At 66.5% G+C, this 22,949-nt stretch carries 24 protein-coding genes, 1 tRNA gene and 2 pseudogenes; 12 read left to right on the forward strand and 15 right to left on the reverse strand.

Features of this window, described 5'->3' with window-relative positions; genetic code table 11:
- Positions 1-56: 56 nt before the first annotated feature.
- Complete coding sequence (locus WS92_RS36005; protein ID WP_015600273.1) at positions 57-287, reverse strand: hypothetical protein; 231 nt, start codon at positions 285-287, stop codon at positions 57-59.
- A gap of 652 nt (positions 288-939) precedes the next feature.
- On the opposite strand from WS92_RS36005, the gene WS92_RS27810 reads away from it, so the two are divergent.
- A complete protein-coding gene (locus tag WS92_RS27810) occupies positions 940-1,311 on the forward strand; it encodes a hypothetical protein (protein ID WP_059934784.1) in 372 nt (123 codons plus the stop codon).
- 46 nt (positions 1,312-1,357) lie between these two features.
- Here the strand turns inward: WS92_RS27810 and WS92_RS36845 are convergent, their stop codons facing one another.
- Together WS92_RS36845 and WS92_RS27820 are read right to left on the reverse strand one after the other, a co-directional pair.
- On the reverse strand, positions 1,358-1,927 hold the full coding sequence (locus WS92_RS36845; protein ID WP_059934783.1) for a hypothetical protein: 570 nt from the start codon (positions 1,925-1,927) through the stop codon (positions 1,358-1,360).
- 50 nt (positions 1,928-1,977) lie between these two features.
- Entirely contained in the window at positions 1,978-2,727 is a 750-nt protein-coding gene (locus tag WS92_RS27820) for a 3-deoxy-7-phosphoheptulonate synthase (RefSeq protein WP_082744157.1), read from the reverse strand.
- A gap of 66 nt (positions 2,728-2,793) precedes the next feature.
- On the opposite strand from WS92_RS27820, the pseudogene WS92_RS27825 reads away from it, so the two are divergent.
- Together WS92_RS27825 and WS92_RS35315 are read left to right on the forward strand one after the other, a co-directional pair.
- Positions 2,794-3,066 (forward strand): annotated as a pseudogene (locus WS92_RS27825) (iron chelate uptake ABC transporter family permease subunit); the annotation flags it as partial.
- Positions 3,021-3,905 (forward strand): annotated as a pseudogene (locus WS92_RS35315) (ATP-binding cassette domain-containing protein); the annotation flags it as partial. The pseudogenes WS92_RS27825 and WS92_RS35315, both read left to right, overlap by 46 nt.
- 331 nt (positions 3,906-4,236) lie before the next feature.
- On the opposite strand, the gene WS92_RS27835 reads toward WS92_RS35315, so the two are convergent.
- Positions 4,237-4,554 (reverse strand): hypothetical protein, encoded by a 318-nt coding sequence (locus WS92_RS27835; RefSeq protein ID WP_059934782.1) that lies wholly within the window; start codon positions 4,552-4,554, stop codon positions 4,237-4,239.
- Positions 4,555-5,063: 509 nt separating this feature from the next.
- On the opposite strand from WS92_RS27835, the gene WS92_RS27840 reads away from it, so the two are divergent.
- The gene (locus tag WS92_RS27840; protein ID WP_059934781.1) at positions 5,064-6,470 is read left to right on the forward strand and encodes an amino acid permease; all 1,407 of its coding nucleotides are present in this window, start codon (positions 5,064-5,066) and stop codon (positions 6,468-6,470) included.
- A 158-nt stretch (positions 6,471-6,628) separates the two neighbouring features.
- Here WS92_RS27840 and WS92_RS27845 read toward each other — a convergent pair.
- The 5 genes from WS92_RS27845 to WS92_RS27865 all read right to left on the reverse strand — a co-directional run bounded on the left by WS92_RS27845 (position 6,629) and on the right by WS92_RS27865 (position 9,078).
- Positions 6,629-6,704, reverse strand: a tRNA-Ala gene (locus tag WS92_RS27845).
- Positions 6,705-6,764: 60 nt separating this feature from the next.
- A complete protein-coding gene (locus tag WS92_RS27850; protein WP_171845246.1) occupies positions 6,765-7,127 on the reverse strand; it encodes a c-type cytochrome in 363 nt (120 codons plus the stop codon).
- Positions 7,124-7,924, reverse strand: coding sequence for a BON domain-containing protein (locus WS92_RS27855; RefSeq protein WP_043281834.1), 801 nt, complete (start codon positions 7,922-7,924; stop codon positions 7,124-7,126). The genes WS92_RS27850 and WS92_RS27855 overlap by 4 nt, the downstream gene beginning before the upstream one ends.
- 18 nt (positions 7,925-7,942) lie before the next feature.
- Positions 7,943-8,521, reverse strand: coding sequence for an SIS domain-containing protein (locus WS92_RS27860; RefSeq protein ID WP_006023787.1), 579 nt, complete (start codon positions 8,519-8,521; stop codon positions 7,943-7,945).
- 122 nt (positions 8,522-8,643) lie between these two features.
- Positions 8,644-9,078 (reverse strand): YraN family protein, encoded by a 435-nt coding sequence (locus WS92_RS27865; RefSeq protein WP_015601782.1) that lies wholly within the window; start codon positions 9,076-9,078, stop codon positions 8,644-8,646.
- A gap of 46 nt (positions 9,079-9,124) precedes the next feature.
- Between WS92_RS27865 and rsmI the strand changes: the two genes are divergently transcribed.
- A complete protein-coding gene (rsmI, locus tag WS92_RS27870) occupies positions 9,125-10,012 on the forward strand; it encodes a 16S rRNA (cytidine(1402)-2'-O)-methyltransferase (protein WP_059934779.1) in 888 nt (295 codons plus the stop codon).
- Between the two features lie 96 nt (positions 10,013-10,108).
- Here the strand turns inward: rsmI and WS92_RS27875 are convergent, their stop codons facing one another.
- The gene (locus tag WS92_RS27875; protein WP_059934778.1) at positions 10,109-10,741 is read right to left on the reverse strand and encodes a septal ring lytic transglycosylase RlpA family protein; all 633 of its coding nucleotides are present in this window, start codon (positions 10,739-10,741) and stop codon (positions 10,109-10,111) included.
- 603 nt (positions 10,742-11,344) lie between these two features.
- Here WS92_RS27875 and WS92_RS27880 point away from each other — a divergent pair.
- From WS92_RS27880 to WS92_RS27890, 3 genes are all read left to right on the forward strand, one after another.
- On the forward strand, positions 11,345-11,989 hold the full coding sequence (locus WS92_RS27880; RefSeq protein ID WP_059934777.1) for an MBL fold metallo-hydrolase: 645 nt from the start codon (positions 11,345-11,347) through the stop codon (positions 11,987-11,989).
- Positions 11,986-12,639 carry a 3'-5' exonuclease family protein gene (locus tag WS92_RS27885; RefSeq protein ID WP_015601404.1) on the forward strand — a complete coding sequence of 218 codons (654 nt, stop codon included), beginning with the start codon at positions 11,986-11,988 and terminating at the stop codon, positions 12,637-12,639. The genes WS92_RS27880 and WS92_RS27885 overlap by 4 nt, the downstream gene beginning before the upstream one ends.
- A gap of 90 nt (positions 12,640-12,729) precedes the next feature.
- The gene (locus WS92_RS27890; protein ID WP_004195771.1) at positions 12,730-13,188 is read left to right on the forward strand and encodes an Lrp/AsnC family transcriptional regulator; all 459 of its coding nucleotides are present in this window, start codon (positions 12,730-12,732) and stop codon (positions 13,186-13,188) included.
- Positions 13,189-13,260: 72 nt separating this feature from the next.
- Here the strand turns inward: WS92_RS27890 and WS92_RS27895 are convergent, their stop codons facing one another.
- Positions 13,261-14,451, reverse strand: coding sequence for a cation diffusion facilitator family transporter (locus tag WS92_RS27895; protein WP_059934776.1), 1,191 nt, complete (start codon positions 14,449-14,451; stop codon positions 13,261-13,263).
- 239 nt (positions 14,452-14,690) lie between these two features.
- Positions 14,691-14,984: an H-NS histone family protein gene (locus WS92_RS27900; protein WP_015600403.1), complete on the reverse strand. Its 294-nt coding sequence runs from the start codon at positions 14,982-14,984 to the stop codon at positions 14,691-14,693.
- 62 nt (positions 14,985-15,046) lie between these two features.
- On the opposite strand from WS92_RS27900, the gene WS92_RS33595 reads away from it, so the two are divergent.
- Entirely contained in the window at positions 15,047-15,295 is a 249-nt protein-coding gene (locus WS92_RS33595; RefSeq protein WP_009913893.1) for a hypothetical protein, read from the forward strand.
- A gap of 73 nt (positions 15,296-15,368) precedes the next feature.
- On the opposite strand, the gene WS92_RS27905 is transcribed toward WS92_RS33595, so the two are convergent.
- On the reverse strand, positions 15,369-16,049 hold the full coding sequence (locus tag WS92_RS27905) for a HugZ family pyridoxamine 5'-phosphate oxidase (protein ID WP_015600090.1): 681 nt from the start codon (positions 16,047-16,049) through the stop codon (positions 15,369-15,371).
- Between the two features lie 221 nt (positions 16,050-16,270).
- Here WS92_RS27905 and WS92_RS27910 point away from each other — a divergent pair, with 221 nt between their 5' ends.
- Positions 16,271-17,479 carry an MFS transporter gene (locus WS92_RS27910; RefSeq protein ID WP_059934775.1) on the forward strand — a complete coding sequence of 403 codons (1,209 nt, stop codon included), beginning with the start codon at positions 16,271-16,273 and terminating at the stop codon, positions 17,477-17,479.
- A gap of 174 nt (positions 17,480-17,653) precedes the next feature.
- Here WS92_RS27910 and WS92_RS27915 read toward each other — a convergent pair whose 3' ends face one another.
- Together WS92_RS27915 and WS92_RS27920 are read right to left on the reverse strand one after the other, a co-directional pair.
- Positions 17,654-18,796 (reverse strand): branched-chain amino acid ABC transporter substrate-binding protein, encoded by a 1,143-nt coding sequence (locus tag WS92_RS27915; RefSeq protein ID WP_059934774.1) that lies wholly within the window; start codon positions 18,794-18,796, stop codon positions 17,654-17,656.
- Between the two features lie 453 nt (positions 18,797-19,249).
- The gene (locus WS92_RS27920; protein ID WP_059934773.1) at positions 19,250-20,350 is read right to left on the reverse strand and encodes an NAD(P)H-dependent flavin oxidoreductase; all 1,101 of its coding nucleotides are present in this window, start codon (positions 20,348-20,350) and stop codon (positions 19,250-19,252) included.
- A 308-nt stretch (positions 20,351-20,658) separates the two neighbouring features.
- Between WS92_RS27920 and WS92_RS27925 the strand changes: the two genes are divergently transcribed.
- A complete protein-coding gene (locus WS92_RS27925) occupies positions 20,659-21,351 on the forward strand; it encodes a dienelactone hydrolase family protein (RefSeq protein WP_009913901.1) in 693 nt (230 codons plus the stop codon).
- A 94-nt stretch (positions 21,352-21,445) separates the two neighbouring features.
- On the forward strand, positions 21,446-22,936 hold the full coding sequence (locus tag WS92_RS27930; protein WP_059934772.1) for an amidase: 1,491 nt from the start codon (positions 21,446-21,448) through the stop codon (positions 22,934-22,936).
- Positions 22,937-22,949 lie beyond the last annotated feature (13 nt).

Below are 22,949 nucleotides of genomic sequence, written 5' to 3' on the forward strand. Positions count from 1 at the left end.
CGCGGGGTTCGTCGTCACGAGCCGACGGCGACGCATGCGCCGCCGCCGACAGGCGCTTACTGCTGCGCGCCCTTGCCGTTCGTGCCGGCTGCCGACGCGGCTTCCGCCTTCGCCTTGGCCTTCGCCGAGCCGTGCTTCTTCAGCTCGTGCTTCGCCTTGCTCTTGTCTTGCTTCGCAGCCGAAGCTGCCGCCGGTGCCGACGCTGCCGGTGCCGACGCTTGCGCGAACACGGAAGCCGAAGCGAATGCGATAGCGGCGGTTGCCACCGAAGCGATGATCTTCTTCATTGTTTTTCCTTGAATATCCAAACGGAAATATCCGGTTAATGACGATGCGTTGGAGCGCATCCGACGCCGGTGTTGTTCGAGATTCACGGCTCGCGCCTTACGTGACGTAAGGCTTTTGTCGGCATGAATGCTCGTGCGCCGGCTCTATAACGCAGCGCGTGCGCGCCGCGTTGACACGCCGTGCGCGTCTTTCGAGGTGATTCGAATATCGGCTCGAAAGATCAAATAGATAGCATGATCGGCAAATGATCTTTCAGATCTCGGTCAAATGCCGCGCATTGTTTTTTTGCGTGCGATTCGATGAGCGAGCGTGAATCGTGCAATTCGCACGGTCGATGTCGACAGAAACCGCGTGCCTTCATGCATGATACGGTGACGCACGACGCGATCACATTCGCCCGGCATTCGATTCGCTCGCGATACGCGCGACCTCGAATGAGCCGCGGCGAACGCTCGCAAGCGGTACGACGAGCCCGATCGAAAACAATTTTTAACACAAACGACGCGCATGCCTTGTTAGGCTCGCGACACGATCGGATTTTTCCTCTATCGTTTCGGCGCGCCGCCGTTCGCGCGACGTCGCGCATCGGACCGACGCGAAACGCATGGAATCCGGATGCGTTTTTGCCGAACGACTCACCTTGGATCGCCCATGAAATCGACTCAGATTCTCGCTAGCTGCGCGCTCGCCGGCACCGTGGCTGCACTCGCCGGCTGCGCAGGCTCGCCCGCGAACGGCCCGCAGGCCGAATCGCCCAGCGGCCGGATCATCTACGTCGCATCGCCGCGCAGCCCGCGCGATGTTGAAAGCTGCCTGACGAGCCGCGTACCGCAGGCGCGCGTCGCGCAACGCAACCCGACGACGGTCCTGATTGGCCCGTATTCGGCCGATTCGGACTGGACCGTCACGCTTGCGCCCACCGCATCGTCCGGCACGACCATCGGCGTCTATCGCCCGCGCAGCGGCGACGGAGATCCGGAGGAGTCGGAACTGCGCTTCCACATCGCGCGCTGCGCGGTCTGATGCGCATCGCGCATCGCCGCAAGCGAGCGGCGCGCGATCGATGCCTTCACTGCGTCGCGGCTGCGCGCCGCGCGTCGACGTGCAACCAATCGATCACGTAAAACCCGAGCGCGCTGTTCGCGATCGCGATGACGCTGTACAGCGCGAATGCGCTGAGCCACGGCCGCCGGATCCGCGCGTCGGTCATCTTGAGCCGCGGCGGCGCACCGCGCACCTCGCGCGGCCGCGCGTCGTCGAGACGGCCGAGCCCCGGCAGGCCCGCGAGCGGCAATAGCGCGAACACGGCGAGCGTCGCGGCGAGATCGTAACGGCCGATCCAGCCGGCGAGCGGCGGCGCGATCACCATGCCGATCGCGGTTCGCATCGCCGGCACGCGGCCGCGAATGTCCGCGGCGCGTCCCCAGCGACGCGCAGCCGCGATCCAGACGACTCCGACGACGGCGATGACCGCGCCGATATGCGACGCCTGCAGATGCAGCATCCGCGCGAGCGGCGCCGCGAGCGCGACGAACGCGTAGTTGCCCGCCATCATCGTGAAGTTCGCGATGAGGAGCGGCGTCAGCGGCAAGCCGGCGCGCTCGGCGGCGGCCGGGGTTTCAACGGAAGTCGTGGACATGAGGCTCCTGTTCGTTCGATGAATGGATGCGCAACGCGCGCGCGGACGCGTCAACGCCGCGCAACGTGAGCGGCGAGACGCGCGTGCGCGGCCGCCGCGACGCTCGCGGCATCGTAATTCGGGCCGTCGCGGTCGCCTCGCAGCACGAGGTGCGCGTACGGATTGCCGTCGGTATGCAGCACGACCGGATAGCCTTCGTCGTGCAAGCCGATGAACGCGTGCGGCCGCATGCTGCTCTGCATCGCGTGAATCGCGATCTCGACGCCGCCGTCCGTGCCGTTCTTGAATCCGACCGGCATCGGCAGCCCCGACGCCATCTCGCGATGCACCTGCGATTCGGTCGTGCGCGCGCCGATCGCCGCCCAGCTCACAAGATCGCCGAGGTAGTGCGGCGTGACGAGATCGAGCGCCTCGATCGCGGCCGGCAGCCCGAGCGCGTTCACTTCGCACAGCAGCCGGCGTGCGGTCGCGAGCCCTTCGTCGATCCGATGGCTGCCGTCGAGGCGCGGATCGTTGATGAGCCCCTTCCAGCCGACCGTCGTGCGCGGTTTTTCGAAATACACGCGCATCACGACGCAGAACACGTCCCGCACCGCATCCGCGAGGCGCGCGAGATGCAGCGCGTAGTCGAGCGCTGCCTGCGGATCGTGGATCGAGCACGGTCCGACGATCGCGAGCCAGCGCGGATCGCGCTGCTCGAGAATCGCCTGCACTTGCCGTCGGCCAGCGTCGACGGTCGTCTGGATGGCAGCCGAGAGCGGATAGCGGCGGCGCAGCGCGGCGGGCGTCGGCAGCCGCATGCCGACCCGCTGCCGCGCGACGCTCGCGCGCGCCCCGGCCACGCCGCCGTTCGGGTACAGGGTGATGTTTTGTTCGTCGGCACGATCGGCTTCGTCGGGCCGCACATCGCGAGACTTCTCGTCGGCGACGATCACCGCTACTACCTGCCGGGCGGCATGCTTGCGGGCGCAATCATGCTGTCGGGCGCGTCGATCCTCAGCAAAACGCTCATCAGCGGCCTCGTGCTGCCGATCGGCATCATCACCGCGCTCGTCGGCGTGCCGCTTTTCATGACGCTGATCAGTCGGCGCAGACGCGATGGCTGTTCGAGCAGTTACGCCTGCACCGGCTCGCGATGAAGCCGCTCGACAGCCTGTCGGGCGGCCAGCGCCAGATGGTCGGCCTCGCGCAGGTACTGGTGCGGCACACGCCGCTCCTGCTGCTCGACGAGCCGACGAGCGCGCTCGACCTGCGCTGGCAATTGCTCGCGCTGGAAGCGATGCGCGACGCGGCAAGCCGCCGCGCGGCGATCGTCGTCGTCGCGATGCACGATCTGAATCTCGCATCGCGCTTCTGCGACCGGATGGTGCTGCTCGGGCCGGACGGCGTGCTGGCGGGCGGACGGCTTGCCGTTCAAAGTGCTCGAACCGGCGCGCTTGCGGCGCGCGTATGCGGTCGATGCGCGGGTCGAACGCACTTCGGAGGGGGAGCACCTCGTACTCGTCGAGCGGGCGGTTCCTGGCGTCGATTACGAGACGACGGGCCGGTAAGCGCGGCCGCGTTGTCCGGGCTTTTCATCGGCATGCGCGCGGCGGAGATGCGCGCATGCACGCTTCGCTCTCTTCGGCGTCTTTTCCTTGTGCATATCGATTCGCATCTCCGCTGCGGATCGCGCTGCTTGGCGACGGAAGCAATCTACATTCAGCCGCGCAACGTCACGTTTTCCGCCAGCCCGTTTCTGTGCGCCTCCGTGAACGTTCGATGGCTGCGAGCTCGCTCGAATCCGAATCGACGCGACGACGCATCGGCACGCCTTTCTCCATCCAGTCGATTCGAACCGAACACAGTTCTCATCAACCCTGCCAATGCGGCTTTGTTCGATTCGACTCGTCGACTGCTTTCGGCGTCGACACAAGCGCCGTCGGCCGTTTTGTCTCCAATTCTTTTAATTGATGGATGTATACGTAGTAAAAGTTAACAAAAGCGGCTCTTTCCTGTGGACAACCCAGGTTTTCCCTGACGGATCAGAGCGGCATCAATTCCATAACTGTATCGGCTGTGCGTGAATATCCGCCGCGAGCAAAGGACAACTTCGATGCGTCCGGAAGCGAGGCCGGTTTTATCAAGATTTGGTCCACAGGCTGGGCGACGAGTTATCCCGAGGATTTCCAGATCTGGGTGTGGATAACTCTTGTTCTTCGCACGCAGGCCCAATGTTTTCCTGTGTTTGCATTCGCTTTTACAGCCGCTTCAAGTCGACGCGCACGAACCCGGCATTCAGTCGAACGAGCCCGAAAAGCGGAGCCGAATCAGCGCTCCCAGCGCCTGCCGAACGACACCGTCGCTTCGCACATGCAGCCGATCAACACGCCGACTATCCCGATGAACGTGACCGTCGTCCCGAGCGACGAGAGCGCCGACGCATCGGGCGCGCGAATCTCGACGCCGAACGCCGCGAGCAACCCGAACAGCATCGCGCCGGCGCACGCGATCGCATAACCGCGCATCAGCTTCGGATAGCGCGCGTGGCGCGGCCCGAACGCGCGAAAGAGCGCATAGCCGAAACAGAACCAGTAGACGGCCGCAGGCAACCCGGTAGACGCAACCCAACCGCTGTCGATCGTCATGATCGGACTCCGTGAATGTCGTCGTTCGGATGGCGCGTGCGATCGGGGTATCGTGCACGACGCTGCGTGCTCGCGCGCCCATAGTTTCTTTTACTAAAATTAAGACAAATACAGGAACATCCACTCGCGAACAGCCACTAGCATAGCGCCAAATACCAGACTCCGACCGGGGGGCATCTGTTCATGCATGCTGGAGACAACGCTCGATGCATCCACCGATTCGCCGCGCGAACCGATACGCGCGCACCACGCCCGCCATCGCCGCCGAGCGCCGACCGCGCCGCGCGACGTCATGCACCACTTCACCGCGTGTTGTTCGCCCTATCTTCCACTTGAGTCACGCCGGCTCGCGCAAGCGGGACGTCCGTACCGCGCGCGCCTGAAGCGCTGCCCGCGCGCCTTCGCGCAGCCGATTCACATCCTGCTCGCCGTCCTCGAGACGACGCGAGGCATGCGCACGGCGCCGACGCATGCGTTGCCGATTTCACAAACTCAAAGGAGACATCCCGATGCAGAAAGGAAGTACGGAAACCGACCTACACCGAGGGCTCGGACAACGACAGATGCGCCTGATCGCGCTCGGCGCCGCGATCGGCGTCGGCCTTTTCCTCGGCTCGGCCAATGCGATCAAGATGGCGGGGCCCGGCATCATCCTGTCGTACATCATCGGCGGCGCCGTGATCTTCGTGATCATGCGCGCGCTCGGCGAGATGGCCGTGCACGAGCCGGTCGCCGGCTCGTTCAGCCGCTACGCGCGCAACTACCTCGGGCCGCTCGCTGGCTACCTGACGGGCTGGAACTACTGGTTCCTCTGGCTCGTCACCTGCATCGCCGAAATCACGGCGGTCGGCATCTACATGGGCATCTGGTTCCCGGACGTGCCGCGCTGGATCTGGGCGCTCGCCGCGCTGGCCGCGATGGGCTCGGTGAACCTGCTCACCGTGAAGGCATACGGCGAGTTCGAATTCTGGTTTGCGCTGATCAAGGTGGTGACGATCGTCGTGATGATCGCGGCCGGCATCGCGATGATCGCCTTCGGCATCGGCAATCACGGCGTGCCGATCGGCATCTTGAACCTCTGGGCGCACGGCGGCTTCTTCCCGAACGGTGCGCAGGGCGTGCTGATGTCGATGCAGATGGTGATGTTCGCGTACCTCGGCGTCGAGATGATCGGGCTGACGGCGGGTGAAGCGGAGAATCCGCAGAAGACGATTCCGGGCGCGATCAATTCGGTGTTCTGGCGCATCCTGCTCTTCTACGGCGGCGCCCTCTTCGTGATTCTGTCGATCTACCCGTGGAACGAGATCGGCACGCAAGGCAGCCCGTTCGTGATGACGTTCGAGCGGCTCGGCATCAGGACGGCCGCGGGCATCATCAACTTCGTCGTGCTGACGGCGGCGCTTTCGTCGTGCAACGGCGGCATCTTCAGCACGGGGCGCATGCTGTACAACCTCGCGAAGCAGGGCCACGCGCCGCGCACGTTCGGCGAGGCGACGGCAAGCGGCGTGCCGCGCCGGGCGATTCTTGTTTCGATGGTGGCGCTGCTGGTGGGCGTGCTGCTCAACTACCTGGTGCCGGAGAAGGTGTTCGTCTGGGTGACGTCGATTTCGACGTTCGGGGCGATCTGGACGTGGGGCGTCATTCTCGTCACGCAGATGAAGTTTCGCGCGAGCCTCGCGCCGGCAGAGGAGCGCGCGCTGCGGTTCCGGATGCCGTTCTGGCCGTATGGGTCCTGGGTGGCGCTCGCGTTTCTCGTGCTCGTGGTCGGGTTGATGGCTTATTTTCCGGACACGCGGGTCGCGCTTTATGTCGGGCCGGCTTGGCTCGTGTTGCTCGTGGTGCTGTATTACGCGTTGAAGCTCGAACCGGAGGGTGGGAAGGCGGCGGGGTTGGAGCGCAGGTATGGGCGCGGTTGATTGATTCGCGAAGGAGAGCGGCGCGAAGTGGTTTGCGATGGCCGGTTGCGTGGGCTGCTGTGCGGTTCGGCGCGCTGCTCTGTTGAGTGTTTTGAGGAGGTCTTAGCCGGCCAAACAAAAAAAGGGCTTGGCCATTCGGCCAAGCCCTTTGAATTCTTTGGTGGAGCGGAGGAGGATCGAACTCCCGACCTTCGCATTGCGAACGCGACGCTCTCCCAGCTGAGCTACCGCCCCTCACCAACAGCCGATGATAATACATCACATCATCAGCACTTGACAACAGATTTGCGCCGATTATTTCGACGGCGCGCCGGCCAGCACCCACTGAACGACCGAGCGCACATCGGCATCGCTCATCCGCGGGTGCGCGGGCATCGGGATCGCGCCCCACACGCCCGAGCCGCCGTCCTTCACCTTCTTCGCAAGCTTCGGCACCGCCTGCTGATCGCTCTTGTATCGCTCGGCGATCTGCCGGAACGACGGCCCGACGAGCTTCCGGTCCACCGCGTGGCAGCCCATGCACGCGTTGCTGCGCGCGACCTTCAGGCCATCGCCGACATCCGCACGCGCCGGCGCGGCCACCATCGCGCCGCCAAGCACCACAATCGAAGCAACGGCACCGCCCATCATCCTTTTCACGTACTTCGCCACCATCACGGCGTCCCCGCCTTCGGATTGCCCGGATGCACGTTCGTCGAATTGGAGACCGGCGCGGGCGTCTGCAGCGGCGTCGCGGTGACGCTCGAATCCGGCACCGCGCCGACCGTCGCGCCTTCGGCGGCCGTCGCGGGCGCGGCGGCCGCCGACGCGCCGCTCGCGGGCGTCGCCGCCGTCAGCGCCTGGGCTTCCTGCGGCTTGATGTACTGGAACACCTTGACGACCTTCTCGACGCCCGGCACACGGCTCGCGACGTCCGCGCCGCGGCTGCCTTCGTCGGTCGTCACGAGACCCATCAGATAAACGTTGCCGCGCTCGCACACCACCTTGTAGTTGTTCGCGGAGATGCCCTTCTCGGCGATCATCGCGGTCTTCACGCGGCCTTCGAGATACGAGTCGTTCGCCCGGTCCGACAGCGAACTCGCCGGCCCGACCCCGAGCTCGTTGACGATCGCGTTCACGTTGTTGATCCCGCGGACGATCTCTTCGGCGCGCTGCTTCGCGGCGTCGCTCGGCACTTCGCCCGTCAGCAGCACGCGGCGGTTGAACACCGTCACGTTCACGTGCGAGCCGTCCGGCAGCCCGTTGTTCATCTGCGTCAGCGCCTTCACCTGGATCTCGCGATCCTCGGTCTGCGCGCCGAGCGTGCGGCGATCGGTCGCGACGAGCGCGCCGCCGCCCGCCGCCGCGCCGGCAACTGCCAGCACGCAGCCTTGCAGCGTTGCGGCCAGGCCGGCCGACAGGCCGATCACGAGCGTAGTTCTGACTAGCGTCTGTCTGACGCGGCTGTTACTCATCGACGGCTCTCCTTCGAATCAATCCTCGCCCAGCAGCATCGCGTCGATGCCGTCGCACAGGCAATGGATGGTCAGCAGATGAACTTCCTGGATGCGCACCGCCCGCTCGGACGGCACGCAGATCTGAATATCGGTGTCGGCGAGCGACGCGCCCAGGCGTCCTCCACCGTTGCCCGTCAGCGCGATGACGATCATCTCGCGCTCGCGCGCCTCCTCCACGGCGGCCAGCACGCGCGGCGATTCGCCGAGCGGATCGAGCACGAGCAGCACGTCGCCCATCTGGCCGAGCGTGCGCACTTGTTGCGCGAAGATCTGATCTCCGTCGCCCCCGGTGCCGGAGCGGCTCGCATCGGTGTGGAGCGCGAGCCCGGGCAGGCCGGGACGCTCGCGCTCGAATCCGCCGATCAGCGCGGCGGCCAGCCGCTCGCTCGCGGCGGCCGACGGGCCGTCGCCGCATGCGACGATCTTGTTGCCGTTCGCGAGCGCCATGAACATCGCGTCGACGGCCGCCGCGATCGGCAGGGACAGCGCGTCAAGCGCTTCGCGAACGAGCGCGGCGCTGTCGCGGATATGTTGCTGAATACGTTCGACTGACATCGATTCCTAATCGGGTACTGCGCGCGTGGTCTGCGTCGCGCGGCATCGTGAGTGCGGCGAGTTTACCGCACTCCGCCCCCGCCGCCCGAGCGTCGCCGCATCTCCTTACATCTCGACACAAGCTAAGCGGGTTCGTCGGCGCGAAACGCGTCGCGCAGCCACTCGAGCCGGCCGCCCTCGAACGCGACGACGTCGAAGCGGCACGCGCTCGCGCCGCCCGTGCGCGCCCAGAACGCATGCGCCGCGTGCAGGAGCCGCATGCGCTTGCGCGCGCCGATGCTCGCCGCCGCACCGCCATAGCGGCCGCTCGTGCGCGCGCGCACTTCGACGAACACGAGCGTGCCGTCGCGCTCGCGCATCACGAGGTCGATTTCACCGCCGCGCACGGTCACGTTGCGCGCGACGAGCGCGAGCCCAGCGCGCTCGAGGAAGCGCTGCGCGCGCGTCTCGAACGCGGCGCCGACGACGCGCCCAGACCCGGCCGCCTTCGAAAAGCTGTTGCGCGGCGCGGCTTCGGCATCGCCCGCCTCCTGCCGCGACGCGCGCGCGTGGCACAATGCGGGGCTTCTTCCGTTTGCGCCGCGTGCGGGCGCCTTTCGTGTCATGACTTCCCTCCTCGATCTCGCGCAGGCGCAGCACTATCCGACGGGCGCCCTCTACGTCGTCGCGACGCCGATCGGCAACGCCGCCGACATCACGCTGCGCGCGCTGCACGTGCTCGCGCTCGCCGACCGCATCGCCGCCGAGGACACCCGCAACACGGGCCAACTGCTCGCGCGCTACGGAATCTCGAAGCCGCTCGTCGCCGTGCACGAGCACAACGAGCGCGCGGCCGCCGCGAGGCTGATCGATCACCTGCGCGCAGGCGAGCGGATCGCGTATGTGTCGGACGCCGGCACGCCCGGCATTTCCGACCCCGGCGCGAAACTCGTCGACGCCGTGCGCGCCGCCGGCTTCGGCGTGATCCCGCTGCCGGGCGCGAACGCGGCCGCCGCTGCGCTCAGCGTGGCGGGCGCCTGGGCGGGCGCATTCACGTTCGCGGGCTTTCTGCCGCCGAAGCCGAAGCAGCGCGACGCGGCGCTCCAGCCGCTGAAGACGCATCCATACGCACTTGTGTTCTACGAAGCGCCGCACCGGATCGTCGAGACGGTCGAGGCGCTCGCGGCGACGCTCGGCGGCGACCGCCGGCTGCTGATCGCGCGCGAGCTCACCAAGCTACACGAGGAGCTGTTCGAGGGCACGCTGGCCGAAGGGCCAACGTGGCTGCGCGCGGACGCGAACCGGCAGCGCGGCGAGTTCGTGCTCGTCGTCGAGGGCGCGCCGCAGGACGAGCGCGACGATGATGAACGCGCGCACGACGCGCTGCTCAAGCTGCTGCTCGACGAAGTGCCGGTCAAGAGTGCGGCGAAGCTCGCGGCGGCGCTGACGGGCGCGTCGCGCAACGCGCTCTATGCGCGCGCGCTCGCGCTGAAGAAAGAAGAAGAGGAGTAAGGATTCGCCGCACAAGCGAAAGGGGCCGCATGAAGCGGCCCCTTTCGCATGCGTTCGATTGTCGTCCGGGCGGCCGATGCGCCGCCCTTGCCGCGATTACTTCGTGAGGTTCGACGCGAGCGTCTCGTCGCGCGCGACGCGCGCCTCTTCGGGCGACAGCCCCTGGATCTTCACGCGCGCGGTGCCCGCGTGGATGAGGCCGATCACCTTCGCCGCCGCATATGACAGATCGAGGATCCGGCCGCGCGAGAACGGTCCGCGATCGTTGATCTTCACGACGACAGACTTGCCGTTCGCCTGGTTCGTCACGCGCACGTACGACGCGAGCGGCAGCGTGCGGTGCGCGGCCGTGAGCTCGTTCATGTTGAAGCGTTCGCCGTTCGCGGTGCGGCGGCCGTGAAAGCCCTTGCCGTACCACGATGCGCGCCCCGTCTGGCGGAAATCCGAAACGTCCGCGGCGTCGATCGGCTTCGCGTCCGCAAGCGATGGGCGCGATGCGTCCTGCGAGCCGGCTGCGGGCATCGAAGCGAGCGCCGTGTCGAAGTTCAGCGGCGCGCCCGCCGATTCCTTATTGTTGTTGGCCGCGCCTGACGCGGCCGTGCGCAGCGCGTCCTTCGCCGCGGCGCCTTTCGCCTGTTCGGAAGTCGGTGCGTTCGGCGGCACCGCGCAGCCCGTCAGCGCGAAAAATACAGCTAGAGTCCCGAGGTGTCTCGGTAATCGAAATCTCATCGACGTGTCGCCTGCTTGTACGGATCGCGTCGCCACGAATGCGATCCGGACGGACATGCATGCCCCAGTCGCGCTCGCGCGCGGGCGGCTTGCATCTGGCGCGGCTCACGTTCTGCCGCAACCGGTCCTGATTAGCTTTCACGTCTGGCGCAACCTGTCCCCGGCAGCCTGACCAGACCCCACATGCCGCCAATCGAACATGGCTTCCACGTTCGTGCGCATCGTGAACTCAAACGCGCAGGAACGGCGGCATAGGCCTCATCCGGCGTCGCGGCAGCAGGGCCGCAGCGGGCGCGTTGCGCCCGGCCGGACAAGACGTGAGCACCGACGAATCGGCACTGGATGCACCGCCGGACAACCGGCGGCTCTTGCATTGACGGCGTCACGGAAACCGGAAGAAAACAGGTTCCGAACGCCCACTGACGGCGTGGTCTTCCACGCACACTGGGCCGCATTATACATAAACGAAAACAGTCGCCTCAAAAACGACCGCTTCCGATGATTGATTCTCTCTATGATCGAAACAATCGACATTGAACCGGCGCGCGCGGCGGGCGATCCGTCGGGCCAGTACAATCGGGGCTTTTAGCCGCCGCTCGCGCCATGAAAGTCACGCTCATTCCGGTCACGCCGTTCCAGCAGAACTGCTCGCTGCTCGTTTGCGAGAAGACAGGGCGCGCCGCCGTCGTCGATCCCGGCGGCGATCTCGAACTGATCGAGCAGGAAGTTGCCCGGCAGAGCGGGCAGGTCGAGAAGGTGCTGCTCACGCACGGTCACGTCGACCATTGCGCGGGCGCGAAGCGGCTCGCCGCGCATTACGGCGTGCCGATCGAGGGGCCGCACGAGGACGAGCGCTTCTGGATCGAGAAGCTGCCGATGCAAAGCGAACGCTTCGGCTTTCCGGCCGCCGAAGCGTTCGAGCCGGACCGCTGGCTCGACGATGGCGATACCGTGACGTTCGGCGAAGAGACGCTCGAGGTCTATCGTTGCCCGGGGCACACGCCGGGCCACGTCGTGTTCTTCAGCCGCGCGCATCGGCTCGCGATCGTCGGCGACGTGCTGTTCGCCGGCTCGATCGGCCGCACCGACTTCCCGCGCGGCAACCACGCGGACCTGATCCGCTCGATCCGCGAAAAGCTCTGGCCGCTCGGCGACGACGTCACGTTCGTGCCCGGCCACGGCCCCGTGTCGACGTTCGGCAACGAGCGCCGCACGAATCCGTTCGTCGCAGACGGGGTGGCGGGATGAGCGCCGCGCCGATGCCGATCCGCGAAATCTACGTGAGCACCGACGTCGAGGCGGACGGCCCGATCCCGGGCCCGCATTCGATGCTGAGCTTCGCGTCCGCCGCGTTCACCGAGGACAAGCAGTTGATCGCGACCTTCTCCGCGAATCTCGAGTTGCTGCCGGGCGCGGCGGCTCACCCGGTGCAGGATGCCTGGTGGAAGACGCAGCCCGAAGCGTGGGCCGCATGCCGGCGCGATTTGCAAGCGCCGGAGGCGGCGCTCGCCGCGTACGTCGAATGGGTCGAGGCGCTGCCCGGCAAGCCCGTGTTCGTCGCGATGCCGGCGGGCTTCGATTTCACGTTCATGTTCTGGTACATGATGCGCTTCACCGGGCGCTGCCCGTTCTCGTGGTCGGCACTCGACATCAAGACGCTCGCGTTCGCGATCACCGGCCTGCCGTACCGGAAGGCGATCAAGCCGCGCTTCCCGAAGCACTGGTTCGACGACCATCCGCACACGCACATCGCGCTCGACGACGCGATCGAGCAAGGCGCGCTCTTCTGCAACATGCTCGCCGACCTGCGCGCGCTGCAGACGGCGAAGGCGTCGGCGCCGCCCGTCGAAGAAGCTGACGAATCAGCACAAAATGCCGCCGACGGCCCGAGAAATTAGCGAATATCGCTCGTTTCAACGGCCTCAGATTGCCTTTCTTTTCACCCGCCTCTACCATTGCCAAATGATGTAGCCGCTTTGGAGGCGCAGGTGACCCTCGATACCTTTTCGCAAAAAATCCTTCGCCTGTTGCAGCTCGACGCGCGCCGCTCCGTGCAGGAGATCTCCGATCAGGTCGGCCTCTCCAGCACGCCGTGCTGGCGCCGCATCAAGGATATGGAGCAGTCCGGCGTGATCCAGCGCTACACCGCCCTCCTCGATCGCGAGAAGCTCGGGCTCCATATCTGCGCGCTCGCGCACGTTCACCTGACCCGCCACAACGAAGGCGGCGTCGAGCAGTTCGAGCGGGAGATCGCGACCTGCCCCGAGGTGACCGAGTGCTACAGCACGACGGGCGAGGCCGATTACATCCTCAAGATCGTCGCCCCGGACATTAAGGCCTACGACATCTTCCTGCACGAGCGGATCTTCAAGATTCCTGCCGTTTCGCAGGTGCGCACGAGCGTCGTGCTGCGCGAGATCAAGTTCGATACGCAGTTGCCGCTCTGACGCGGGCCCAGTCGGGTTCGAGCAGGTTCAGGCGGCTTCGGCGCCGCCCGCGCCGCGTCGCGCTCGACCCGATCAGAACGGCCGGCCGACCGCCGCCGCGTCGCTCGACACGAGCGCGCGCGAAATGCTGAGGCGTCGCGCGCCGAACAGCCGCTTCAATGCTTCGATGTCCAAACGAGCGGCCGGATCGTGGTCGCCCTCCCGATCCCCGCTTGCGCCCGGCGCAAGCGTGATGTCGATTTCGAGCCCCGTGCTCAGGTAGTGCAGGTTGATCGTGCTCGCCTTCAGCCCCGCCTTCTCGAGCGCCGTCTCGATCTGCCCTTCGATCCGATCGCGCGGCGGCAGGTCGAGCACCGTGCGGCGCGCAACGTCGTGCTCGGGGTCGACGTGAATCAGCGCGTCGAGCACGCGCCGGTCGGTGAGCGCGCGCGCGCGCACGGCCTCCGCGATGTAGTGCCCCTCGGAGACGGACATCATCGGATCGACGAGGATATGCGCATCGACGAGCGCCGAATCGCCCATCTTGCGCGTGCGCAAATCGTGCACGTCGCGCACGCCGGGCGTCGATACGATGAGCGCGCGGATTTCGGCCGACGCGTTCTCGTCGAGCGCGCGATCCGACAGATCCTGCAGCGCGTCCCAGCCGAACGTCCAGCCCATCCGCGCGACCATGAAGCCGACGATCGCCGCGGCAATCGGGTCGAGAAGACGCACGCCGGCAAGACTGCCGACGATGCCGATCGCGACGACGAGCGACGACGCGGCGTCCGAACGCGCATGCCATGCATTCGCGACGAGCATCGCCGAGCGCACGCGCTGCGCCTCGCGCAGCATGTAGCGGAACAGCCCCTCCTTCGACAGCAGCACGACCACCGCGACCGCGAGCGCGCTCGCGTGGACGGGCGGGATGTTTTCGAGATGCACGAGCCGGTCGCCCGCGCGCCACAACATCCCGACGCCGACCGCGATCAGGATTGCGCCGAGAAAGAATGAAGCAACCGTTTCATAACGGCTGTGACCGTAATTGTGGTCGGCGTCCGGTTTTGCGCCGCTATGCCGGTTGGCGAGCAGCACCACAAAATCGGAAACCAGATCCGACAAAGAGTGGACGCCATCGGCAATCAAAGCCTGGGAATGCGCAATAACACCGACGACCACCTGCAGCGTCGCCAGAATCACGTTGAGGACGATGCTGACGAATGTACTCTTGCGGGCGACGACCTGTTTTTCCGACGCCAGGTCGTCATTTGAAAACGTAGACATGAAATATCGAATGCGGCAAAGGACACCGCAATTCTATCAAGCCGGACTTGAAAGTGCGCGAAGCGGGCTCAAAAAAACAAGCAAAATCAACCGCTTATGGAAACGCAACGCATTTTCATTTAGCATCAACATGACACTTTTATGACAAATACCGGGCGCGGCGCCCGGCATTCAAAACACAAAAGGCCACGTTCTCCTCGAAAGGGCGTGGCCTTTTGTGTTTGGCGGGCAGGTTGCGCTCAGATTGCGAATTGCTCGCGATTCTTGCCGGCGATCCAGCGAGGAGGCTTCCCGCGGCCTGACCAGGTCGCGCCGGATTCCGGGTCGCGGTATTTCGCCGCGACACCGGCGCGGGGACGACCCGCCTTTCCAGCTTTGCCACGACCGAGACCGAGTTCTGCGAGCGTGAAACCGTAATCGGCGATCTTTTGCTTGACGTCGCCCAATACCTCCGCGTATTCGCGCGACTTGGCTTCTTCGATCTGCTTCTCCAGCTTCTCTCGCTGAGCGAGAAGGTCCTTGTAAGAAGACATAAATTCCCTTTTATCTGACCAAATGGCGCCGATCTTGAGCCGGCTTGCCATCTTAACTAACGATGCCTCGGATAATTGGATCAAAGGTTAGCACAAAAAAGAATTCAGTGAATACCGCATCGCAGAAAATAAATGTTGTACTTTGTGATTTGATTGTTCAAATTGACCAGCATCCGCTTCATTTGCAATTATCGCCAGTCTTACAAGTGGATTGGCAAAATTCAGGACATATTTTAAGCTCGCAAACTGCGCAATTGATCCGAACAATCGAAATTGGAAGTTTTCATGAAACGAAAGGTTCCGTTGATTGAAAGCATGGACGCCGTCTTATCTCGTTTAATACGCTCACAATGTGCGGAATCGCTCATAATCGGCGCAACCGCTTTACGTGAGCGAAACGGCGGCGACCTCGCGCAGCGCCGCGGACAACGCTTCGGCATCCATTTTCGGCGCGTCGAACGGCGTGCGGCGCCTGCGCCCGTTCAAGCGCCAGTCCGCGCCGTAACGGTCGACGCCGAGCAGCTCGAGCCCCGCGCGCCGCTCCGGCGACGCGTCGTACTCGTCCCATAGCGCGCGCTCGTCGTCACAGCCGACGGGCGCGAGCGCGTCCAGCTCGGTTGCGTCGAGCCATCCCATCCGCCCGAATCCGCCGATATAGCGCAGCCGCTCGCACGCGAGCGCCCAGAACGTGAAGTCGCCGAGCGCGAGATAGCGCTCGCCGTCCGGGTGATAGCGCAGATAGCGCGCGGCCACGTGCGGATCGGCGCCGGCCGGCTCGAAGCGGCCGACGAGCGTGGCGCGCTCCGCCTCGAGCACGCTGTCCGCCGCGCCCGCCGCGTCGCCCAGGCCGTCGACGACGAGAAACCCGGCGCGCGGATCGGCCGCGAGATTGCGCGTATGCTCGGCGAGCCCGCTCACGAGCACGACCGGCCGGTGCCGCGCGTCGACCGCGTACGGCACCACGGTCGGATACGGATAGCCTTCGGGCGCGCGCGTGTGCGTCGCGAGCGTGCCGAGCGCATTGCGGTGAAGCAAATGAAGCGGTAAGGCGGCGGAAATGTTCACGTGCGCAATCCTTGCTTGCAAGAGCGAAACGTTGGTCGCGCCGGCGCAACTGTCCGCGCCGGGCGCACGTCAAGCATGCGCCCGGCGGCATCTCGTGCGCAACCCGGCAGCGCAAGCGAGATGCTCCGCGCTCCGCTAGAATCGGCGCTGTTTTCGTTAAGTGTCGCGTAAGCTTTGCAAGCTGTTCGCAACCGCTCTCCATTCCTTCGCCCAGCTTCCCCGTGCCCGACCAGTCACCCGATCTCGCTTCGCCCGCCTCCGGCCATCGCCGGCTTCCCGCCTCCACCCGTCAGCGCGCGAGAGCGGCAATGATGGCGCTCTTCTTCGTCGCAGGCATGATGTATGCCTCGTGGGGCGTGCACGTGCCGACGGTGCGCGACAAGTTCGCGCTGTCGCCCGCGCTGCTGTCGTTCGCACTCCTCGCGGTCGCGATCGGCTCAATCGTCGCGATGACGACCAACGCGCGCTGGATCGCGCGCGTCGGATCGCGCACCGCGTGCCTCGCGGGCGGCCTCGCGATGTCCGCGTGCGGCGCGCTGATCCTCGTCGTGCCGACCTACCCGCTGCTGCTCGCGGTGCTCGCGCTGTTCGGCTTCTCGATGGCGACGCTCGACGTCGCGATGAACGCCGAGGCGAGCGCCGTCGAATCGGCATTCGGCAAGCCGATCATGTCGATGCTGCACGGGATGTTCAGCGTCGGGGGGATGGCGGGCGCGGCGGCGGGCGGCGCGCTGCTGTCGGCCGGCATGGCGAGCGCCGTGCATCTCGCGCTCGCCGCGCTCGTGAGCGCGCTCGTGCTCGGGCTCGCGTGCCCGGCCGTGCTGCCGCACGCGCCGCACGCGGCCGCCGCGCACGGCGGCCCGCGCGCGAACCGCTGGCGCTCGCCTGCGCTGTGGGCGCTCGGTGCGATCGCACTCGTCGCGTTGATCGCCGAAGGCGCGATGTACGACTGGGCGACTGTTTACATGCGCGACGTCGTCCTGGCGTCGCCGGCGTTCTCGAGCGCCGCCTATGCGGCGTTCTCGGGCGGCATGGCCGCCGCGCGCTTCGCGGGCGATGCGGTCCGCGCACGTTTCGGCGCGCCGCAGCTCGTCTGCGCGAGCGCGACGCTCGCGTGCGTCGGCATGATCGGCGCGCTCGCGCTGCCGTATCCTGTCGTCGCGCTCATCGGCTTCACGCTGATGGGCCTCGGCCTCGCCAACATGATGCCCGTGCTGTTCGCCGCCGCCGCGCGGGTCGAAGGCATCCATGCGGCCGAAGGGCTCGCGCATGTCGCGGGGCTCGCGTACTTCGGGATGCTGTTCGGGCCGGTCGCGATCGGCGCGGTCGCGCAGGCGGCCAACCTGTCGGTCGGGCTGTCGATTGTTGCGCTGTGCGCGGCGCTCGTCGCAATCGTCGCGCCGAAGGCGTTGAGCCGGCTGAAGATCTGACCCGGCAATCGGCGAGGCGAGCCCGCGAGGCGACGCCCCGGCGCAGCGGCGAAACGGCGTTCAATCGGCCATCGGCCGCCGCGCGCATCGCGCGCTTTCCGCATCGACAAAAAAACGAGGCGCGCATGCCTTCGGGCATGCGCGCCTCGCCCCCTCCGTCGGCCGCTCAGACGGTTACATCTTCACTTCGGCCAGGAACGACTTCTTGCCGTTCTTGTAGTCGTACAGCGAAATCACGCCGTGTTGCAGGTCGCCCTTCGAATCGAAGGTCGTCGTGCCGATCACGCCGGTGTAGTTCGTCTTCGGCATCGCCGCGACGATCTTCGCCGGGTCCGTCGAGTTCGCGCGCTTCATCGCGTCGGCGATGATGTATACCGCGTCATACGTGAACGGCGCGTAGATCTGGATCGGCTGGCCGAAGCGCTTCTCGTACTTCTCCTTGAACGCCGCGCCGCCCGGCATTTTTTCCAGCGACGCGCCCGCTTCCGAGCACACGACGTTGTCGGTCGCATCGCCCGCGAGGTCCGCGAGCTTTTCCGTGCAGACGCCGTCGCCCGCGAAGATCTTCGCGCGCAGGCCGAGCTGCTTCGCCTGCTTCGCGAACGGGCCGCCCGTCGCGTCCATGCCGCCGTACATCACGGCATCCGGATTTTCACCCTTGATCTTCGTCAAGATCGCGCGGAAATCGACCGCCTTGTCGTTCGTCGCGTCATGCGACACCACCTTCAGGCCGAGCGCCTTCGCCTTCTTCTCGAACTCGTTCGCAAGACCCTGCCCGTAGGCCGTCGAATCGTCGACGACGGCGACGCTCTTGATTCCCTTCGAGCGCGCGTAGTTCGCGAGCGCCGGGCCCTGCTGCGCATCGGTCGCGACGACGCGGTAGGTCGTCTTGAAGCCTTGCTGCGTGTACGCCGGATTCGTCGCCGACGGCGAGATCTGCACGATGCCCGCATCGCTGTAGATCTTCGAGGCCGGGATCGACGTGCCCGAATTCAGGTGGCCGACGACCGCGACGACCTTGTCGTCGACGAGCTTCTGCGCGACTTGCGTTGCGGTGCGCGGGTCGGCCGCGTCGTCCTGTGCGTCGAGCTGGAGCGTCACCTTCTGGCCGCCGATCATGAGACCCTTTGCGTTGATCTCCTCGACCGCGAGGCGCGCACCATTTTCGTTGTCCTTACCAAGGTGGGCGATCCCGCCCGTCAACGGTGCGACATGGCCGATCTTGACGACCTGGTCGGCGGCAGCGTTCGTGGCGGCTGCAGCCAACAGCATAGCCGCCGCGCTGATCGGCAGCAGCTTTTGCATCTTGATATTCATGTAAGTCTCCAGTTTCAATCCCAAGAAAACACTTTCACCGACGCCCCGCACCGATCCCCGTGCTCGACAAAAATCACTGGGCATTCGCCGGCTGCATTGCTTTATCCACCTGCACCAATTAAGCGCGCGATGCACCGCATGCGGGGCGGCCTTCACGTGCTTGCGCGCAAGTGTAGGTGATCAAATTTATCAGTAGGATATTTTTAGAGAACTGGGATGACTACCGATGTCGCCTTTTTTCAAAGCCGGGATCGCCGGCCGCAAACCCGCTCCACATAAGGGTTTGCGCCTATTCGGATGAAGAATGAATGCGGAAAATGAAAGGCATGCTTAATGATTGGGAAAGCGATTTTAATCATGTTTTTAATCAATGCTTTCCGGCTGAAATAATTCGGCAAGCAGAACGTATCGGCAATGCGGCCGGCGTGCTTTTTTGTCGCGCCGGCCAATTCGTCAGGCTACCGAAATACCCTGGCGAGAAAGGGTCGCGTGCCATTCGGCGTCGAGCGCGTCGATCAATTGAGCGGCCGTTTGCGCTCCATCGCGGTGCTTGCCGAGCGGCGCCCCCTGGCCGGACCACAACGACAAATACTCGGCGTCGCCCGCACGCGCGGCGGCTTGCCGCAACTCCTGCGTCAACGCGTTTTGCACCGGATAGGGCGCGACCGAATCGAGTCGCTCGGTCAGTTGCGCCATCAGCGCATTGCGGATGCCGCGCGCATGACGGCCCGTGATCGCGCGCGTGACGGACGTCGACGTATCGTCGCTCGCGAGCAGACGCGCTTTCCAGCACGCCGGAATCGCGCTTTCCGCACACGTGAGGAACGCGGTGCCGAGCTGCGCCGCCTGCGCGCCGAGCGCAAGCGCGGCGGCGATCCCGCGCCCGTCCATGATGCCGCCCGCCGCGAGCACCGGCAGCTCCGTCGCGTCGACGAGCTGCGGCACGAGCGCCATCGTGCCGACGAGCGCGTCTTCGGCCGAGCCGACGAACGTGCCGCGATGGCCGCCCGCTTCCGCGCCTTGCGCGCAGATCGCGTCGGCGCCCGCCGCCCGCCACGCGAGCCCTTCGGCGACATGCGTCGCGGTGCCGATCACATACGTGCCCACGGCCTGCAGCCGCGCGACATCGTCTTTATCGAGCACGCCGAACGTGAAGCTCGCGGCCGGCACGCGCGCATCGACGAGCGCGTCGAGCTGCGCGTGGAAGTCGGGCGCGTAGCGCGCCGGCGGCGCGCCGGGCGGCAGCCCGAACTGCGCGCGCAGCGGATCGATCGCGCCGAGCGCACGGCGCACGACCGCGTCGTCCGGATGCGCGTCGGGCAGCACGAACAGATTCACGGCGAACGGGCGGCGCGTCGCTGCGCGCACCGCGGCGATCTCGGCGGCCAGCTTGTCCGGCGCGAACGACGCGCCGCCCAGACTGCCGAGCGCGCCGGCGTTGGAAGCGGCCGCGACGAGCGCGGGCGTCGTCGCGCCGACCATCGGCGCCTGCACGAGCGGCAGGCGCAAATCGAAACGGGCGGCGAACGGAGTCGTAGCGATACGGGAAGTCATGGCGAATCCTCGAATGGATGGGAGGCCGGGATGCGGAGGCGGTCATGCAAAAAGACGGGCGGAATCGAATACTCGACGAACCGACTCTACGCGCACGCGCGATGCGTGAAAAATGAATAATCCAGATCGGTCCGTTCGCGCGGCGAGAAGGCTCGCGGGGGGGCGTGGGGCCCGCCGATTCGGCCGCCGCGCGCGCCGCGCGAGCCGTTTCGCCGCGCTGCAACGACGCGGGTTTGATGGCACACTGGGCGCCGCTTCCCCATTCACCGTCAGGACCTTCACCGGTCTTGCTTTGCCAGGAGATCAGCATGGCTTCGCAATGGATCGACATCCCCGCCGGCAACGACACGTTCGGCGGCTACCTCGCGCTGCCCAAGCGCGGCAAGGGCCCGGCCATCGTCATCATCCAGGAGATCTTCGGCGTGAACGGCCACATCCGTTCGATCGCCGATCAGTACGCGGCCGACGGCTACGTCGCCCTCGCGCCCGACGTGTTCTGGCGCACGCAGCCGCGCGTCGAGCTCGGCTACGAAGGCGCCGACCGCGACAAGGGCATCGAGCTGCTGCAGAAGACGGACGTCGCGCAGGCGGTCGCAGACATCGGCGCGGCCGCGGCGGCGCTGCGCGCGCGCCCCGAGGTCGAGGGCAAGCTGGCCGCGATCGGTTATTGCTTCGGCGGGCGTCTCGCGTATCTCGCGGCGGCGCAGCGGCACGTCGACGTCGCAGTCGCGTATTACGGCGGCGGCATTCAGAATCACGTCGACGTCGCGGCGAAGGTCACGCAGCCGATCCTGTTCCACTACGCGGGCCACGACCAGTCGATTCCGCCCGACGCGGTCGACACGGTGAAGGCCGCGTTCGCCGGCCGCGCGAACGCCGAATTCCACCTGTATCCGGACGCGCAGCACGGCTTCAACTGCCCGGACCGCGCATCGTACGGCCAGCGCGCAGCGGCGCTCGCGCACGGCCGCACGCTGACTTTCCTCGCCGAACACCTGTAAGCTGCCGGCAATCGCCGCGCCCGCGCATCGCGCGGGCGCGCGCCGTGTCACCGCTCTCGCATTCCGAATCGTTCGCCGCTCGTCACCACGGGGGATGACTGTGCAGTCCGACTATCTGTGCCACGACGCGATCGGGCTCGCGCAGCTCGTCGCGCAGCGCGAAGTCAGCGCGCGCGAGCTGCTCGACGCCGCGATCGGCCGCGCGCAAGCGCTCAATCCGGCGCTCAACGCGATCGTGCTGAACGACTACGCGGCCGCGCGCGATCGCGCGACGAGCGGCGCGCTCAACGGCCCGCTCGCCGGCGTGCCGTATCTCGTCAAGGATCTCGGCTCCGCGGTGGGCGGGCTGCCGCTGTCGCTCGGCAGCCGCCACTATCGTCACTACGTGCCGGCCGAAGATTCGCCGCTCATCGCGCGAACGAGGGCGGCCGGGCTCAACATCTTCGGCAAGACCAACACGTCCGAGCTCGGGCAGATGCCGTACACCGAATCGGCGCTGTTCGGCGTGTGCCGCAACCCGTGGAATCTCGATCACACGCCGGGCGGCTCGAGCGGCGGCGCGGCGGCGGCCGTCGCCGCGGGCATCGTGCCGCTCGCGCATGCGTCCGACGGCGGCGGCTCGATCCGGATTCCCGCGTCGTGCTGCGGCCTGTTCGGCTTCAAGCCGTCGCGCGATCCGGCGCTAGCGCCGTGGCCCGTGCCGGGCGAGATCGTCGTCGAGCACGCGGTCTCGCGCAGCGTTCGCGACAGCGCGCTCCTCCTCGACATCACCACCGGGCGGATTGCGCCGGGCGCGCTCGACGGTGCGGGCGCGCCCGGCACGTATCTCGGCGCGCTCGACGCGCCGCCGCCCGCGCTGAAGATCGGCTACGTGACGGACCCGATGCTCGCGCCGGCGCTGTCGGCCGACGTGCGCGACGCGCTCGATCACACCGCGTCGCTTGCCGCGTCGCTCGGGCACAACGTCGAGCCGGCGGCGTTCAACCTCGACTTCGCGCAGATCGGCGAGGTATTCCTGACGATCTGGGCGGCGATCGCCGACGAGCTCGTGCTCGGCGCGGAGCGCATCACCGGGCGCAAGCCGGCGCGCGCCGAATTCGAGCCGGCGACGTGGGCGATGGCGCAGGTCGGCCGCCGGCTCGCGCGCGAGCGGCTGCCGCACATGCTCGAGCTGCAGCGGCAGATCACCGCGCGCGTCGCGGGCCTCGTGTCGCGCTATGACGTGATCCTGTGCGCGACGCTCGCCGCGCCGCCGATCAAGATCGGCGCAATGCAGCCGACGCCGTTCGAGACGCGGCAGATGGAGCTGCTCGGCGTGCTGCCGATGAAGCCGCTCCTCAAGCGCATGCTCGCGGAAGCGTCGCAGCAGGCGTTCGCGTGGGCGGGCTGCACGGAGCTCTTCAACCTGACCGGGCAGCCGGCGATGTCGGTGCCGCTGCACTGGACCGCGCGCGGGCTGCCGGTCGGCGTTCAGTTCGTCGCGCGGCACGGCGACGATGCGCGCCTGTTCACGCTCGCGCGTCAGCTCGAGCTCGCGCAGCCGTGGTTCGACAAGCGGCCGCCGCTCGCGCACGCGCAGGCGTGAGCGGCGGGCGATG

It is taken from the genome of Burkholderia sp. MSMB1588, from assembly GCF_001546925.1.
Lineage (GTDB): Bacteria > Pseudomonadota > Gammaproteobacteria > Burkholderiales > Burkholderiaceae > Burkholderia > Burkholderia humptydooensis.

What these genes read in the sequence shown, in the direction of transcription:
- WS92_RS27930 (WP_059934772.1), top strand. Translation starts at nt 21,446, where the DNA reads ATGACTGTGCAGTCCGACTATCTGTGCCACGACGCGATCGGGCTCGCG.
- WS92_RS27895 (WP_059934776.1), bottom strand. Translation starts at nt 14,451, where the DNA reads ATGTCTACGTTTTCAAATGACGACCTGGCGTCGGAAAAACAGGTCGTC.
- WS92_RS27915 (WP_059934774.1), bottom strand. Translation starts at nt 18,796, where the DNA reads ATGAATATCAAGATGCAAAAGCTGCTGCCGATCAGCGCGGCGGCTATG.
- WS92_RS27920 (WP_059934773.1), bottom strand. Translation starts at nt 20,350, where the DNA reads ATGACTTCCCGTATCGCTACGACTCCGTTCGCCGCCCGTTTCGATTTG.
- WS92_RS36005 (WP_015600273.1), bottom strand. Translation starts at nt 287, where the DNA reads ATGAAGAAGATCATCGCTTCGGTGGCAACCGCCGCTATCGCATTCGCT.
- WS92_RS27860 (WP_006023787.1), bottom strand. Translation starts at nt 8,521, where the DNA reads ATGTCAGTCGAACGTATTCAGCAACATATCCGCGACAGCGCCGCGCTC.
- rsmI (WP_059934779.1), top strand. Translation starts at nt 9,125, where the DNA reads ATGACTTCCCTCCTCGATCTCGCGCAGGCGCAGCACTATCCGACGGGC.
- WS92_RS36845 (WP_059934783.1), bottom strand. Translation starts at nt 1,927, where the DNA reads ATGTCCACGACTTCCGTTGAAACCCCGGCCGCCGCCGAGCGCGCCGGC.
- WS92_RS27875 (WP_059934778.1), bottom strand. Translation starts at nt 10,741, where the DNA reads ATGAGATTTCGATTACCGAGACACCTCGGGACTCTAGCTGTATTTTTC.
- WS92_RS27925 (WP_009913901.1), top strand. Translation starts at nt 20,659, where the DNA reads ATGGCTTCGCAATGGATCGACATCCCCGCCGGCAACGACACGTTCGGC.
- WS92_RS27900 (WP_015600403.1), bottom strand. Translation starts at nt 14,984, where the DNA reads ATGTCTTCTTACAAGGACCTTCTCGCTCAGCGAGAGAAGCTGGAGAAG.
- WS92_RS27835 (WP_059934782.1), bottom strand. Translation starts at nt 4,554, where the DNA reads ATGACGATCGACAGCGGTTGGGTTGCGTCTACCGGGTTGCCTGCGGCC.
- WS92_RS27820 (WP_082744157.1), bottom strand. Translation starts at nt 2,727, where the DNA reads ATGCGGCTGCCGACGCCCGCCGCGCTGCGCCGCCGCTATCCGCTCTCG.
- WS92_RS27885 (WP_015601404.1), top strand. Translation starts at nt 11,986, where the DNA reads ATGAGCGCCGCGCCGATGCCGATCCGCGAAATCTACGTGAGCACCGAC.
- WS92_RS33595 (WP_009913893.1), top strand. Translation starts at nt 15,047, where the DNA reads ATGCCTCGGATAATTGGATCAAAGGTTAGCACAAAAAAGAATTCAGTG.
- WS92_RS27840 (WP_059934781.1), top strand. Translation starts at nt 5,064, where the DNA reads ATGCAGAAAGGAAGTACGGAAACCGACCTACACCGAGGGCTCGGACAA.
- WS92_RS27855 (WP_043281834.1), bottom strand. Translation starts at nt 7,924, where the DNA reads ATGAGTAACAGCCGCGTCAGACAGACGCTAGTCAGAACTACGCTCGTG.
- WS92_RS27880 (WP_059934777.1), top strand. Translation starts at nt 11,345, where the DNA reads ATGAAAGTCACGCTCATTCCGGTCACGCCGTTCCAGCAGAACTGCTCG.
- WS92_RS27810 (WP_059934784.1), top strand. Translation starts at nt 940, where the DNA reads ATGAAATCGACTCAGATTCTCGCTAGCTGCGCGCTCGCCGGCACCGTG.